Genomic DNA, 15,709 nt, shown 5'->3' on the forward strand with positions numbered 1-15,709 from the left:
CAAATAAATTAATTCATTCTCGGGTTTCTATTAAGAAACTTTTTTCTCAATCTAATACTTTTTGGAGTTATTTCTACTAATTCATCATCATTAATATATTCTAAGGCTTGCTCCAAACTAAAAATTTTTGGCGTATCAAGTCTAATAGCTTCCTCGCTGGTAGCCGAACGAATATTAGTAAGATGCTTCCTTTTGCATGGATTTACCCACAAATCCACTTCTTTAGAATTTTCTCCGATAATCATCCCCTTGTACACCTCTGTACCTGGAAGAACGAACAAGATCCCTCTATCTTCTAGATTTGACAATGCATACGAAGTAACTTGACCAGTCTCCATAGAAACCAAAACGCCATTTTGTCTTTGTAAAACATCTCCCTTGTAAGGTGCGTAACCATGAAAAACGTGATGCATAATTCCTGTGCCCTTTGTGCTAGTTAAAAACATTGATCTAAATCCGATAAGTCCTCTAGATGGCACAACAAATTCAAGTCTTATATAACCTGCTAATTCTATCATGTTAGTTAGTTCTGCCCTTCTTCTTCCCAGAATATCCATAACTGTTCCCATATATTCTCTGGGCACATCAACAGTTAGAAATTCCATCGGCTCACACTTTTCATTGTTAATTATCTTATCTATTACCTTTGGCCTTTCAACTTGGAATTCATAGCCCTCCCTCCTCATTGTTTCTATTAATATAGAAAGATGAAGCTCTCCTCTACCGCACACCTCAAACGAATCGGTAGAATCGGTTAGATTTACTCTCAAACTAAGATTGGTTTGAAGTTCTTTAAAAAGCCTTTCTTTTAGATGCCGAGAAGTTACGAACTCACCTTCTTTTCCAGCAAAAGGACTATTGTTAACCGAAAAGATCATAGAAACAGTTGGTTCATCAATATAAATACCGGGCAAAATCTCAGGCTCATTAGGATCGGCAATTGTTTCACCTATTTTAATATCATCAATACCACAAACTGCAATAATATCACCAAACATTGCCTCTTGAATTTCCATTCTTTTAAGACCATTGTAAGTAAATAATTTACTAATTTTAGCCTTCCTTTCTTCATGCCCATTTAAAACCAAAACGTTTTGTTTATTTAATATCTTTCCTCTCATTACCCTACCAATAGCAATTCTACCAATATACTCATCATGATCTAAGGTAGTTACGAGTACTTGAAAGGGCGCATTATTGTCACCTTCTGGCATGGGTATCTCTTTAAGAAGAGTATCAAAGAGAGGGACTAAGTTCGAACTATCTTCGTCCATTGATAACTTTGCAATTCCTTGCTTTGCTGAAGTATAAACAACTGGAAAATCCAAAAACGCTTCTGGAGCATTTAAGTCTATAAAGAGTTCAAGAACCTCATCTAATACTTCATTAACTCTCTGATCTGGCCTGTCTATTTTATTTATTACAACTATAGGTTTTAAATTTTGTTCTAATGCTTTTCTTAATACATATTTAGTTTGAGGCATTGGCCCCTCGAAAGCATCAACTAGAAGTAAAACCCCGTCCACCATATTCAAAATTCTTTCAACTTCAGCTCCAAAATCAGCATGCCCTGGAGTATCTACGATGTTTATCTTTACCCCATTATAAAAAATTGACGTATTTTTAGATAATATTGTTATTCCTCTCTCCCTTTCAAGTTCGTTTGAATCAAGAATTCTTTCACCGACAATCTCGTTAGCCCTAAAAATCCCGCTTTGTTTTAACATCGCATCAACTAAAGTAGTTTTACCGTGATCTACATGCGCTATTATCGCAACATTTCTTATATCGTTTCTTAGCAAATTAGCATACCTCCAAACCTTTCATAAAGTACTAGGGTAAAATTGTATTTCACTAAAGCAAATAATCATAATAAATAATAATACAACTCTATATTTTATGATAATATATTTAAAATATAAAAAATTAAAAAAACTTTTGTTTCGAGGTGTGAGTTGTTATCAAAGATACTTGAAAAGGTATTTCATCTAAATTCAAGAAAAACAAACGTTAGAACTGAAATTGTTGCTGGGCTTACTACCTTTGTCACACTTTCTTACATTATATTTGTAAACCCCTCTATACTTTCTCAAGCGGGAATACCAAAGGAAGCCGCAATAGGAGCTACTATCTATTCCACAATAATTGCGACTGTACTAATGGGGTTATGGGCAAACTTACCTATTGCTGTAGCTCCGGGAATGGGACTAAACGCCTTCTTTACTTACACTGTAGTTATTGGAATGGGACTTCCCTGGGAAACAGCTCTTGGAGCAGTCTTCATCTCAGGAGTATTTTTTTTCATACTAAGCGTCACAAATATTAGAAAAGCAATATTTATGGGGATTCCTTCAGTTCTAAGAACTTCTATAGCAGTTGGTATAGGGCTCTTCATTGCCCTTATAGGTTTCAAGAATGCAGGCATAATAGTAGAAAACAAAGATACGCTTGTATCCTTCGGACATTTAGTGTCTCCAGAAGTTCTTATCGCTTCGTTTGGACTCATAATTACCGCAGCTCTTATGAGCAGAGGAATAAAAGGTGCAATTTTAATCGGAATTCTTTTTACAACCGTTTTATCAATGTTATTCGGTATTACGAAAATACCAACCTCACCCACCGACCTAATTTCTTTTTCAATCCCGAACATATCAAATACCTTATTAAAGATGAACTTGATAGGTGCAATTCATTACGGAATAATAGGAATTATATTTACGTTTTCAATAGTAGAACTCTTTGATAATATGGGAACGTTAATAGGGCTTACTACAAAGGGCAAAATAATAGATCAAGATGGTAATATACCTAACCTGAATAAGGCACTTGTCTCAGATTCAACCGGAACCATGATAAGCGCCATGCTTGGCACATCTACAGTTACTTCTTATATAGAAAGCGCTGCTGGCATAGCAGAGGGTGGACGAACAGGTCTTACAGCGTTAGTTGTTGCATTGTGCTTCGCCCTTGCTACTATCTTTACTCCCCTTATAGGGATTGTACCAGCGATTGCTACATCACCAGCATTAATAATGGTAGGCACATTAATGTTTTCAGAAATTCACAGGATAGATTTTTCAGATTTGACAGAAAGTTTCCCTGCATTTATGACAATTATACTTATGCCTCTTTCCTTCTCAATCGCAAACGGACTTGCAGCTGGTTTTATATCCTATATTTCAATAAAAATCCTTACAGGTAAGTTTAGCGATATAAACCTTGTTTCATTAATTATAGCTATAGCATTTGCAATTAACTTTGTTTTAAGATTGCATTAGTATACTTTTATTTCTTTTCGTTCTCTTCAACCTTTGCGCTAATTTCTGTAGCTTCTTTCTTCTCTTCTTTCTTGGGCTCTTGAGTAACCTCGTCCATCCCTTCTTTAAATGACTTTATAGCCTTACCTACAGAATTGCCTAATTCTGGTAATCTACTTGGCCCAAACAAAATTAGGGCTATTACCAAAACGATAACTAACTCCTGGGTACCAATCATCTAAAACACCTCCAAAATTCTTTCTCTATTTGTATATATTTTACAACTATTCATTTTAGCATAACCAATTAGAGTAACATTAGAAAAATTGCAAAAGTCCACTGCTACGTTTGAGGCAGCAGTCATAGAAACAATAATAGGAATACCAAAATAGATAGCCTTCATAGCCATTTCAGAAGAAACCCTACCAGTTACAATCAAAAAGATATCACAAATACCTTTATCCAACGCCCAACCAATTGCCTTGTCAACAGCATTGTGTCTGCCTATATCCTCGCAAAGAAATAAAAGGGAATCCTTTGTTGATAAAGCAGCGGCGTGTATTCCTCCACTTATTCTGTAAAGGTTATTTGTATGCAAAAAGTCTCTTAATCTCTTAAAGATCGTCTCCAAACTTACCTTAAGGTCGCTTTTCACAATGGGCAAGTTTTGTTTCTTCATTTTTCTAAAAGATTTACCACCAAAACAACCCGATGTTAAAACCATATCTTGTTTTTTAAAAGGATATGCTAACTCTACAAAAATATCATTATTTATTATTTTGATGTCTTTTATATCATCCTTAGAGGACACCACGCCTTCACTAAACAAAAAACCCTTTATATATTCATATAAGTGAGTTGAAGACAGTCTTGAAGAGATAAAAAAGTCGTTATTAACGTAAATGTTTATCTCTTCTTCACATGGAACAAATATTTTTGATTTTTCAATTACACCGTCCCTATAGCTAATGATATCAATTCTCTCTAAGGGCGAAATACTTAGTCTAAGCTTCAAAAGTTGCTTAGCATATTCAAAATCAGATGGAGTATTCACATTAAAAAATAAGATTTCACAGTTGAAATTATTTGAAATTTCTTCTTCTATTACTTCATTTACTTTCACATCAGGATAGAAAGAAATTATCTTTCGTTCATTTCTTTTAAGGTAACCTTCTATAATGTTGACGATCTTTTTATCATATATAGCAAAAAGTGGCTCATAAGAACCTCTATAAATAGGAACAGTAACGTCATAGTTGTCTGATTTCTTAAATAAATATAAAGCAAAATCCCTTTTTACAAATGGCATATCACAACTTAAAACAAGAACTTTTTGATTTTTTGAATGTTTAAGAGCGCTATGAATTCCACCTAATGGGCCAAAGCCTTTATATATATCCGGAAATTTTTTAACATCTAAAAAAGAATAAAGTTCTTGTCTGTTAGTAACTAAAAAGATATCATCAGAGATGGCAAAAAATTCTTCAATAATTCTCTCAATCATAGTTTTACCTTCAAGTTCAATTAGAGATTTCTCTTGGCCCATTCTAGAACTTTTACCGCCGGACAAAATAGCTATGGATAAATCTATCTTTTCCATAACCTTGCTATCCAAATACTTATTTCATAAAGTACAATAAGAGGAATTGCCATAGTACATTGCGTAAAAACATCAGTGCTTGGGCTAACCAACATTGCAAGTATAAAAAAGCCTAGTATTGCCCTTTTTCTTTGAGAAGCTAGTTGTTTTGAATTTATTATACCAAGTCTGACCAAAGACAAAAGCACTATCGGCATTTCAAAAAGCAAACCAAAAACAAACACAAACATAGTAACAAAAGAAACGTATTTCCCTATAGAAAACAACGGCTGAATTTCTGGTGCGCCAAAACTTAAGAGAAATCTAATTCCAACAGGGAAAATGACAAAAAAAGCAAAACAAGAACCTGTATAAAATAACAAAACAGCGCTCGTAATTCCAAGCCACAACATCCTTTTTGAAATAATCTTTGTAGGCAATATAAAGTTTTTTGCAAAATAAAAAATTATATAAGGCCAAGCTAGATATATTCCGCCAATCAAACATATTTTCATTTGAGTCATAAATGCTTCTATAGGAGTTAGAAATATAAGCTTGCCTACAGGTTTAGAGATGTATTCCATAAAGTAAGGTATAAAAAAGTAGGTTATTACAGCTCCAAGACCTATTAGAAAGGCTGACACAAATAGTAATCTTCTAAATCGTTTTAAAAGAGCCCAAAAAGATCTGTGCAGTCTTTCGATATCTAAATCAAGATTGTTTAACACCTATAGTTTCTTTCCCTTTTGTCTAATATTTCCTATTCTCTTGGTAAAGTTCATCCTGTCACAAAACTCTAAGAGAGGTATAGAAAACTTTCTTGTAGTATTAGTAAGGTCTTTAAAATCTGAAACGCTTAACTCACTTTTCTTTTGAAAAAACTCTTGTAATAAATTGACTAATCTTTCTAAATTTGAAGAGTGTATATATATTTCTGGAGAAATAGAAATAGATACGATCTTTTGTGATCTCTTAAGAGTCGCTATTGCGCTATTAAAAGCTTTTTTATCTTCATATTTCTGACTTAACTCATCAAGAGGTAAAACTAAAAATCCCAAATTTTTAATATCTTTTTCAACTTGATCAACCAAAGAGAGAACCTCATCGGAAATTCTTTCTTTAATTAAATATGTTTTGTCAATTATATATCCTTTCTCACCAGCATATCTTTCAATAATATTTTGAGCAATCGGAGAATCTAACTTTTTTAGTATTTCTTCCTTTGGTATTTGAGTTTGAAATGGATTCTTAGATTCTATTTCAAATATAATACCCTTTAGCTTTTCAAGTAAATCTCTTTGATAACTATTACTAAAGAAATATATCCTTCCTTCGTTTTCAAACACATTTAAAACGCTTTCAGAGGCAAACTTTTTAACGAGTTCAACTTTATAGTTTATCTTTCTTGCAAGTTCAGAAAGTTCTATAATACCTTTCCTTTCTACTATCTGGGCAATGCTTAATCTCAAATCGCCTTTATCAAAAATTATTTTATCGTTAACGTATTTAGATAGATCTTTCAACCTAACTTGTTCATTATCCAGTATGATTCCTCCCCCAAGCGTCCTTTTAGCCGAAGGATCTCTTAAAATAAATTTGTCTCCTCTAACGGCACAAATTGGAGTTTCACAAGAAAGTTTTACAATATATGAATCTTTATTTTCACTTTTCAAAAACTCCTCGTCAAAGGAGAGTCTACAAACACTTGAAGAAGATCCTACATACAGGTGAACTCTTTTATTATTTTTTAAATTCTTATACGAATCCAAAACTCTTAAGAAACCTACGAATTTAGTTGACTCTGAATAGTAATTTCTTTCAACCAGTACTTTGCCTCTTGTTATAAAGTTTTCGTCAATTGCAGTATTAATATTTACTGCCAATCTCATTCCAGCATGGCCTTCTTCTACTCTTTGGAAATGACTTTCAAGATTTTTTACTCGCACAGGTTCTTTAAAGGGTAAAATTTCTAATGAGTCCCCTATCCTCACACTCCCTGAGTAAACAGTACCGGTCAAAACAAGTCCGAATCCTTTAATTTTAAACTTTCTGTCTATAAAAAGTCTGAACGGCTTGTCGATATCATCATAATATTTTGAATAAAGCGCCTCCACTTTCTCATTTAAAATCTTGATTATTTCTTCTAGTCCTTCTCCAGTTACAGAAGACGCACAAATTATAGGTTTGTCTTCAAGAAAACTATCCTTTACAAAATCTTTTACTTCTTCCTTGAGATATTCCAAAAGCTCATTATCAACTAAATCCTTTTTAGTAATGACTATCAATCCGTCTTTGATTTCTAAAAGCCTTAATATTTCAAAATGTTCTATTGTTTGCTCCTTTATACCCTCATCAGCTGCAATTACCAAAAGGGCAAGGTCAATACCTGCAGAACCAACAAGCATATTCTCAATAAAGCGCTCATGACCTGGAACATCAACTATCCCCAATATTTTTCCGCTTGGTAGTTTTAAGCTTGAAAAACCAATATCAATAGTCATGCCCCTGATTCTTTCTTCAGGAAAACGTTCAGTCCTTCTGCCTGTCAATCTGGCAATTAATTCAGTTTTGCCGTGATCTATATGTCCAGCAGTTCCTAAAATAAAATCTCGCAATTCACCACTCGCATCTAATTTTTGGCGGGAGAGTGAGGGAATCGAACCCACCAGGAGTTTTTAGGCTCCACAATGGCTTTGAAGGCCACGGCATCCACCAGGACACATACTCTCCCACAAGATATTTTAACATAGTAGTATTTAATGAATATTATTTATCAAGCCTAAGCAATGTCCCTAAAGGTTACATTCTTGTAAATAAGCTCAACATCTTCAGGCAGACAAACAGCAGTACCTGGTCTAGTAGTGGTAGCCGTACCAGCTGCAACAGCAAAAGCAAGAGCATCCTTTAGGCTTTTACCTTCCTTTAATGCCAAAACGAAACCCGCAACCGATGAATCGCCTGCACCTATAGTGTTTTGCACCTCAACTGGAGGTGGACATGCCCAATATTCTTCCTTAGAACTAACGCATAACATCCCCTTTGCCCCCATAGATACTAACACTATATTGATTCCTCTATTACAGATAGCTCTTGCTTCTTGAGCAATTTCATTTATGTCTTTAAGTTTTTTATCAACCAATCTTTCTAATTCGTGAATATTTGGTTTTATTATATGAGGTTTACTTGAAAGACCGACTTTCATAGCTCTGCCATCGGTATCAAAAACTACTATAGCGCCAACTTCTTTAGATGTATCTATCAGCTTGTTATAAAAAGCTGGTTGAACCCCAACCGGTAAGCTACCGCTGATTATAATATATTCAGGATTAGGTAAATTTTGGATCTGTTTTATAAGCCTCATCAAATCTTGTGGCTGTACCTCCGGCCCTATAGCGTTAAAGAGAGTTTGTGATTTGGTTTTTTCGTCATTCAGGATTATATTGGTTCTTGTATTAGCAGAAATATAAGTAAAATTACACCTTACTCCATCGTTAAGCAGTCTACCTTCAAGCTCCTCTCCCGAAAAACCACCAACAAAACCTAAAGCAACGTTATCGGCTCCAAAATTTGCAAGCACTCTTGAAACATCTATGCCTTTCCCGCCAGCGTAGGTAGCCTCTTTTATAATTCTATTTGATTCATCATATTTTATATCCTCAACCCATATTTGTCTGTCAAGAGCTGGATTTAAGGTTACTGTGTAAATCATTTTTTCCCCCTTGAATTTTCTATTTTATATTTAAAATGGGTGGCTGGGGAGGGTGGATTCGAACCACCGAATGCTGGCTCCAAAGGCCAGTGCCTTACCGCTTGGCTACTCCCCAAACTTTTAAGAGAGTGTCGACTTTTAAAGATATTAAATTATAACAAAATTTATCGAATTTTTAAAGATAAGTTCAATAAATAATTACAACTCAATTTTAAAAGCCCTTCTTGGACATACTTTAACACATATCCCGCACATTACACACTTTTCTTTTATAAATCTAAGCTCATCATTCTCATCTAATATCAGTGCCCTACTTGCGCATACTCCAACGCAAAGTCCACAATTTACACAAAGCTCTTTATCGTGAAAGAGTTCTTTCTCAAGAGAATCTACTCTAATTTTGTTGCTCTGTAGATAACTTATACCTCTTTCGAGCTTTCCTCTTTCACCCTCAATCTCAAGCATCAATCTGCCTTCTTTTTCCGGAGATATCTGCGCTCTAAGAATATTAACTACAAGATCGAAGTCCTTTACAAGGTGATAAGTAATTGGCAATTCAGCAAGTTCAGGAGAAAAGCTTAATATTAATTTCTTTTTAACCTTTTCTGAGCTCATTTTCTCCTAACCTCCAATGGTTTAACTATCCTATCTCTAGGAAGTTTTTCTACTGGCTCACTTAAGAAAAATCTTTTTCCCAAAATCATCTGCTTCAAATTCGTAGCTATCTCCCTTGCCAATGCCCAAGAAGAGGTCGAGCCTGTTGGAACCATTTTCCCATGTATTTCAACAAAACCACTTCTTAATTCCTGATAGCTAACCTCTCTAACAATCGGTCTAGAACGTGAAGCAACCGAATAATCTACAATTACAGTTTTAATATCCTCATTTCCAAGAGATAACTGGTGCATCATATCTTCATCTATTACAGGAATGGGTATGCCAATCCCCAACATCAAAGATACCCCATAACCCTCAAAGTATGCCCCACGCACATATCTTTTGTTCATAGATTTTAAATCACCTATCAACGCCAGAGTCCCTGCAGGCCCAATAGGCAACTTGTTATCGTCTCTTGTCCTTGCAGAATTGTGCTGAGTTCCATGCCACGCTATATAGCCTATCGCACCGCCAAAAAATATCCTCGTTCCAATACCTATTGTCCTATATTCTGGATCTTTCAGCAAAGGTGACCACATTCCACATGTAGCGTAATTAACGTTGCCATATCTAGGCAAAAGCGCCCCCATATAGGTGTATAGTCTAGTACTAGAAGAATTGGTCGCTGCGGCATAATTTTGGTAACAATTTCTTGGATTAAACATTATAGCTTCATTTATTTGATCAAGAGTTATCTTGGTATCTATATCTTTTTTAGGATAACAATCCGTGCCTGCCCCTGTAGCTTCAAGTCTAATCCTCTTCCCAGACAAAAGATCTTCGATCACATGTCCTCCACCATATTCCGGATTCTCAGATGACCTTGCTGTGGCACCGAGATAGGCGTCAACTGCAGCAATATAACCATATGCTGGGACAGAATTCAAGCTTACAGTCTCCATTTTTAAGGGAGGCTCAGTATGTCCAAAATTTAGAAAAACTCCAGAGGAACACATAGCACCAAAAGTACCAGTAGTAACGATATCCACCTTCTCTGCAGCTTTTTTTACCCCCTCTTCCTTAACAAGATCGTAAGCCTCTTTGGCAGTTAATACTACAACCTCATTTTTTTCTATTTTTTCATTAATTTCTTCAATCGTTTTACTCACAAGCTAAGCCCTCCTTTCCAAGGTTAAAGGCATCGTGGATGGACTGAACAGCCTTTTTAACGTCTTCTCTTGCAATTATGCAAGATATTTTGATTTCTGAAGTCGAAACCATTTGTAGGTTAACATTCACATCAAACAATGCCTTAAACATTGTTGCAGCAACTCCGGGTCTATCACCCATCCCAGCGCCAACAATAGAAACCTTTGCCACTTTATCATCGTAAACAACTCCTTGAGCACCAATTTCCTTAGAAACACCCTCTAAAATTTTTAAGGCCTTAGGTAAATCTTTTAAAGATAAAGTAAATGCCATTTCAGTAAAATTTGTATCAGGTGAAATAGATTGTACTATAACATCAACGTTGATGTTCTCCTTTGCAAGACTGCCAAATATTTTATATGCTATCCCAGGTCTATCAGGGACCTTTAATATTCCAACCTTTGCTACATCTTCATCAAAAGCAATTCCCGTTACCACGTTCCTATTTTCCATATCAGTAACCTCCCTAATTTCTGTACCAGGACAATCATCAAAACTTGAAAGAACTTTTAATACTACGCCATAGTGCTTCGCAAGTTCTACAGATCTAGGGTGTAAAACCTTTGCTCCCAAAATAGCAAGCTCCATCATTTCATCATATGTAACTGTCATTATCTGCTTAGCTTCCTTTACCACTCTTGGATCTGTTGTAAAAACCCCTTTTACGTCAGTATATATCTCACACAGATCAGCTTTTATTGCAGCCGCAACTGCAACTGCCGTTGTATCTGAACCACCTCTACCAAGAGTAGTTATAGAGTTATCATCTGCAATACCTTGAAAACCTGCTATAACAGGCACTTTGCCCTTATCCAAAGCATCTATTAATGCCTTGGGATCTATTGATAAAACTCTTGCTTTTTCGTGCACGCAAGTTGTCTTTATATTCGCTTGCCATCCGGTAAAGGATATGGCATCTATGCCTATCTCGTTGAGGGCCATTACCATTATTGCTATAGAGACCTGTTCTCCAGTAGAAAGCAAAACATCCATCTCCCTCGGAGAAGGATTGCTTGTAATCTTACTTGCCAGAGAAACAAGCTGATCGGTGGAATCGCCCATCGCTGAAACCACTACAACTACTTTGTCGCCTTTTTGAACAGAACTTCTAATAATATCTGCAACGTGTTTAACCCTTTCTGGACTTCCAACAGAAGTACCTCCAAACTTCTTAACAACTAGCAATAGCTCATCCACCTCCAAAAATAAAATAATATATTATATCACTAAAGATTTTTTATCCCAGATGTACATCTAAAAAATAATATTTTGCATTTATTCCAAATTCTTTCCATTTAAAAATGGGGCCTTCAGGATCAAAGTTTGCTGGAACAAAAGAGAATATAGATGGACCTGCACCAGATAAAGAAGCAAAATAAGCGCCATCGTTCATAATTTTCTCCTTTACATCTACATAACCAGGAATTAAGTGGGCACGATAATTCTCATGAAGTCTATCATATATGGCATACTGCATGATATCATATCTTTTACTGTATAAAGATTCTAATATAATGTTAGTTTGAGAAATATTTTTTATCGCATCTGAAATTTTTACCTCGTTGGGAACAACTTGTCTTGCTTTTTCCGTCTTAAGCGAAAAATCTGGAACAAACACAACAACTTGAGGAAAATCTTTGATCGTTGTTTTTACTGCTTTAAAATTGCCATCAGGATCTGTGAACGATATCGTCAATCCCCCTAATATTGTCGGAGATACATTATCAGGATGTCCCTCTATTGAGGATGCTAGAGTAATTAATTCTTGATCGCTAAGCTTAATAGAGTGAACGCTTGAGACGATCTTTAATATGCCAACTATTAAAGAGGCACTTGAACCAAGACCCTTGCCTATTGGAATATCGCTATTTATACTCCAATTTAAACCTATTGGTTTTGTTATTGAAAGTATCTTGTGAACTTTGGACTCGATATTTAAAAAGGAATTTTCGAGTTTACTTGAAAGGTTTGAAACCCCTCTAGAACCAATTTTTGCCTCGATCTCTAAAAACAACTTCAAAGAAAGGCCAAGCACATCATAGCCTGCGCCTAAATTTGAGGTGCTACAAGGTATCTTTTCGTAAAATTTATCCACTACATCACCTCAAAATCAAGAGTTTAACTTCTTTGATTAGGTATATAGGCGAACTTAAATGAAATTCGCCCTTCAAGCTAACTTTAAATAATGACTTTTTATGTCAAAAAATTAAAATCAGTTGTCGAATTTATATCTTATTCCACCCAAAACCTCTCTGTCGCTTCTAGTAAGGTCCTTGAGATACATTAAGAGATCTAAGTCCTTTGTAATAGAATAAGACAGAATACTGTCAAGGGTAGTGCGCTTTGGATCGTAAACCTCGGTTTCAACGCCAAATCTATTATAATGAACGTCCAGACCTGCTCCAAGGTGAGAGTTCATATAGCCAATGCGAACGTCTAAATTGTCATTTATTTTTTCTCCTGCTTGAGCATCAACCTTTGTCTTACCTCCAGAATCCCTTACTCCAAGCCTATAAAATCTATCTCCAGGTGGGTATATATCCACGAAAAACGAACCTTCCCTTTTATCTTCTGGACCGCTAAAGACCCTTACTTCTGGGACAATCTTTGTATTAGCAAGATAATCTAAAACTCTCTTTGATCTTTCTGTAATTTCACTCGCATTTGAAATTGTTTGCTTTATCTCTTCTTTAGTTTTTTTATCCTTTATAATGTCATTTAAATTAGCAGCTAAGTTTGCAACATTTTTAGAAGCTTCATTAATGCTTAATAGGGCACTTTTTATGGATGGAAAGAGTTCTGTATCAGATATTCCCTTGTTAATATCCTTTGAGATTGCAAGAAGGTATTCAGAAAACCCTCTCAGATTCTTTACAGTCTCGGTTACATCAGACTCATTCTTATAGGCCAAATCGCTTAAAACCCTTGTAAGCCTATCAATATTGGTTGCAATAGAAGAGGCAAGGAAAAGGGTCTTCTTTATCGATTCCTTTGATTCTGGATTTAAGAGGGTATCGTTAAGATCCTTTGTAAGATCACTAACCCTTATCAATAAAAGGCTTGTTTCATTTAGAATCTGATCGTAAGTAGGTGGAGAGGTACCTATAACTGTAGCACCATCAGAAAGATATTCCTTGGTTAAAGACTTAGGTGGAGTTATACTTACAAACTTATCCCCTACTAAACCATAGGTTCCTATTGAAAAATGCGAACCCTTTGGTATTAAAACGTCTTTATTTATCAAGATTACAGTTTCAACCCCTTTGTACAAAGTAGGAGAAATACTTTTAATCCTACCAACCTTAACGCCCATATAATAAACAGGAGCATCAACAGAAAGGCCACTCACATCCGGGAAATATGCAATTACTTTATACATAGGCTTTAGAAAATCGCTTTGAAACCATAAAATAGAGCCAGCAAGCAAAATCAACGTAGCAAGAACAAATATTCCAACCTTTATCGCTCTACCCTTTTCCAAAGCTCTCTCCCTTCAAAACTGTTTGAGTTCTATTAAGTATTATAATTGAAAAATATATTTTTTCCCTCTGGGCCTAAAAATGTATTGACAAATGTATTATCAAGTTCTACGAAATCCCTAGGGTTACCATCAAATAATATCCTCTTGTTATCTAAATAAATTATTCTTTCAGCTAACCTAAATGCAGTTTGAAATACATGACTAACAATTAGTATTAAAGCCCCTGTCTGTTCCCTAAGATTTTTTATCAGGTCCTCAATAATTCTACTTGTGTGAGGATCAAGTCCAGTAGTTGGCTCATCAAACAAAACTATTTTCGGTCGATAAACTATTGTTCTCGCAATAGCCACCCTTCGTTGCATTCCCCCAGAGAGTTCAGAAGGATATAGATATGCACTATCCTCTAAACCTACAAATCTCAATGCTTCAATTGCTAAAGAATTTATTTCCTCTTTAGACTTTAATTTATGTTCTTTAAGAAAAAAGGACACATTATCAATCACGTTCAATGAATCAAAAAGAGCTCCCGCTTGAAATACCATACCCATATTTTTCCTTAATTCAAACAATTCTTTATCAGAAATTTTCGTAATATCGTTATTCATGATCTCAATTTTGCCAGCATCTGGCTTCATTAATCCTATCATAAGCCTTAAAATTGTGCTCTTCCCACAACCTGATGGTCCCATAATTACTGTTATTTTATCTTCTGGTATAAAAAAACTTACGTCCTCTAAAACAGTTTTGCCTCCAAAACTCTTTGAGACGTTAGAAAATTTGATCATCGCGAAAACATTACCATAGAAAGAAAGTAATTAAAAACAAAAATTAAAATTAAAGAAATAACAACAGATAACATTGTAGAGTTGCCAACGCCTCTGGCTCCAGCCTTAGTTCTTAACCCTATAAATGTTCCAATAAGGGATATAACGCATCCAAAGATCATAGCCTTTATAAGACTTGCTTCAATATCCCAAACCTTAACAAGAAATCTTATAGATTCAATGAAGGTTGAAGGCACAACCCCACCATAATAAACAGCCACAAAGTATCCCCCTACTACCCCTGCTAAATTTGCAATTACAGTTAAAAGAGGAAGCATTAACATGCATGCAAAAATTCTTGGAGCAACAAGATAAAAAATTGGGTCAACTGACATGGACAAAAGGGCATCAATTTGTTCAGTAACTTTCATAGTTCCTATTTCAGCAGCCATAGCAGAACCAACTCTGCCAGCCACAACAACTGCAGTAATCATTGGACCTAATTCTCTTATTATTGCAATCCCAACAACTCCCCCAACAACGGATCCTGCTCCGTAGAATACAAACTCTCTAGCAGTTTGAATGGCAAATACCATTCCTACAAAAAGAGATGTAATAAATACTATTGGTACTGACTCGACTCCTATCATAAAGCACTGATCTAGAAACAAAAAAAATCTAAATCTCGCAGTTAAAATTGCAACAACAGACCTAAAAAAAAGATAGGACAATTGTCCTACATCAGAAAAAAATTCACTAAAATAGTCCATTAAGTCGTCAAGACCTCTCTCATCCAATTTAAATAACGCGCCTCAACGTCTTCTACGTTTAAAAAGATTATCTCTGGCGTGTCATAGGGATGATTTTTCATAACTAATGCCTTCAATTTATCTTTCAAAGATGTAAAACTCTTTACAATCAACAAGTCTTCCGAATCCTCTACCACTTCGCCCTTCCAAACGTAAATAGATTTTACGTTTCTACAGATATTTACACACGCAGCAACCTTGGATTCAATTAGTTTTCTTGCTAAAAAGATAGCATCCTTTTCTGGGACAGTTATTAGTACTATACAGGGCTTATCAGTCATATTTATCTTAAGTTGTTTACTTT

Annotated in this window: 15 protein-coding genes and 2 tRNA genes; 1 reads left to right on the forward strand and 16 read right to left on the reverse strand. The window is 35.3% G+C overall.

Annotation, left to right across the window (positions count from 1 at the left end; genetic code table 11):
• Nucleotides 1–8: 8 nt before the first annotated feature.
• Nucleotides 9–1,802, reverse strand: a complete 1,794-nt coding sequence (typA, locus tag ACWIUX_RS01515; RefSeq protein WP_448588959.1) for a translational GTPase TypA — start codon at nt 1,800–1,802, stop codon at nt 9–11.
• A 153-nt stretch (nt 1,803–1,955) separates the two neighbouring features.
• Here typA and ACWIUX_RS01520 point away from each other — a divergent pair, with 153 nt between their 5' ends.
• Complete coding sequence (locus ACWIUX_RS01520) at nt 1,956–3,278, forward strand: NCS2 family permease (RefSeq protein WP_448588960.1); 1,323 nt, start codon at nt 1,956–1,958, stop codon at nt 3,276–3,278.
• Nucleotides 3,279–3,285: 7 nt separating this feature from the next.
• On the opposite strand, the gene ACWIUX_RS01525 is transcribed toward ACWIUX_RS01520, so the two are convergent.
• The 15 genes from ACWIUX_RS01525 to cutA form a co-directional block, all read right to left on the reverse strand.
• Nucleotides 3,286–3,495, reverse strand: a complete 210-nt coding sequence (locus tag ACWIUX_RS01525; protein ID WP_448588961.1) for a Sec-independent protein translocase subunit TatA/TatB — start codon at nt 3,493–3,495, stop codon at nt 3,286–3,288.
• A complete protein-coding gene (fdhD, locus tag ACWIUX_RS01530) occupies nt 3,496–4,857 on the reverse strand; it encodes a formate dehydrogenase accessory sulfurtransferase FdhD (protein WP_448588962.1) in 1,362 nt (453 codons plus the stop codon).
• Nucleotides 4,845–5,564 carry a twin-arginine translocase subunit TatC gene (gene tatC / locus ACWIUX_RS01535; protein WP_448588963.1) on the reverse strand — a complete coding sequence of 240 codons (720 nt, stop codon included), beginning with the start codon at nt 5,562–5,564 and terminating at the stop codon, nt 4,845–4,847. The genes fdhD and tatC overlap by 13 nt, the downstream gene beginning before the upstream one ends.
• A complete protein-coding gene (gene selB / locus ACWIUX_RS01540; protein WP_448588964.1) occupies nt 5,565–7,502 on the reverse strand; it encodes a selenocysteine-specific translation elongation factor in 1,938 nt (645 codons plus the stop codon).
• A tRNA-Sec gene (locus ACWIUX_RS01545) sits at nt 7,474–7,567 on the reverse strand. The genes selB and ACWIUX_RS01545 overlap by 29 nt, the downstream gene beginning before the upstream one ends.
• A 48-nt stretch (nt 7,568–7,615) precedes the next feature.
• Entirely contained in the window at nt 7,616–8,545 is a 930-nt protein-coding gene (gene pfkB / locus ACWIUX_RS01550; protein WP_448588965.1) for a 1-phosphofructokinase, read from the reverse strand.
• 40 nt (nt 8,546–8,585) lie between these two features.
• Nucleotides 8,586–8,660: transfer RNA gene (locus ACWIUX_RS01555), tRNA-Gln, on the reverse strand.
• An 83-nt stretch (nt 8,661–8,743) separates the two neighbouring features.
• Nucleotides 8,744–9,160 carry an NIL domain-containing protein gene (locus ACWIUX_RS01560; protein ID WP_448588966.1) on the reverse strand — a complete coding sequence of 139 codons (417 nt, stop codon included), beginning with the start codon at nt 9,158–9,160 and terminating at the stop codon, nt 8,744–8,746.
• Nucleotides 9,157–10,311 (reverse strand): homocysteine biosynthesis protein, encoded by a 1,155-nt coding sequence (locus tag ACWIUX_RS01565; protein ID WP_448588967.1) that lies wholly within the window; start codon nt 10,309–10,311, stop codon nt 9,157–9,159. The genes ACWIUX_RS01560 and ACWIUX_RS01565 overlap by 4 nt, the downstream gene beginning before the upstream one ends.
• Complete coding sequence (locus tag ACWIUX_RS01570) at nt 10,304–11,536, reverse strand: aspartate kinase (protein WP_448588968.1); 1,233 nt, start codon at nt 11,534–11,536, stop codon at nt 10,304–10,306. The genes ACWIUX_RS01565 and ACWIUX_RS01570 overlap by 8 nt, the downstream gene beginning before the upstream one ends.
• A 52-nt stretch (nt 11,537–11,588) precedes the next feature.
• Nucleotides 11,589–12,446 (reverse strand): homoserine kinase, encoded by an 858-nt coding sequence (gene thrB / locus ACWIUX_RS01575; RefSeq protein ID WP_448588969.1) that lies wholly within the window; start codon nt 12,444–12,446, stop codon nt 11,589–11,591.
• A 117-nt stretch (nt 12,447–12,563) separates the two neighbouring features.
• The gene (locus tag ACWIUX_RS01580; RefSeq protein WP_448588970.1) at nt 12,564–13,832 is read right to left on the reverse strand and encodes an MlaD family protein; all 1,269 of its coding nucleotides are present in this window, start codon (nt 13,830–13,832) and stop codon (nt 12,564–12,566) included.
• 32 nt (nt 13,833–13,864) lie between these two features.
• Nucleotides 13,865–14,617: an ABC transporter ATP-binding protein gene (locus ACWIUX_RS01585; protein ID WP_448588971.1), complete on the reverse strand. Its 753-nt coding sequence runs from the start codon at nt 14,615–14,617 to the stop codon at nt 13,865–13,867.
• Nucleotides 14,614–15,366 (reverse strand): MlaE family ABC transporter permease, encoded by a 753-nt coding sequence (locus ACWIUX_RS01590; RefSeq protein WP_448588972.1) that lies wholly within the window; start codon nt 15,364–15,366, stop codon nt 14,614–14,616. The genes ACWIUX_RS01585 and ACWIUX_RS01590 overlap by 4 nt, the downstream gene beginning before the upstream one ends.
• A complete protein-coding gene (gene cutA / locus ACWIUX_RS01595) occupies nt 15,366–15,686 on the reverse strand; it encodes a divalent-cation tolerance protein CutA (RefSeq protein ID WP_448588973.1) in 321 nt (106 codons plus the stop codon). The genes ACWIUX_RS01590 and cutA overlap by 1 nt, the downstream gene beginning before the upstream one ends.
• Between the last annotated feature and the right edge of the window lie 23 nt (nt 15,687–15,709).

This window comes from Thermodesulfobium sp., assembly GCF_053498235.1.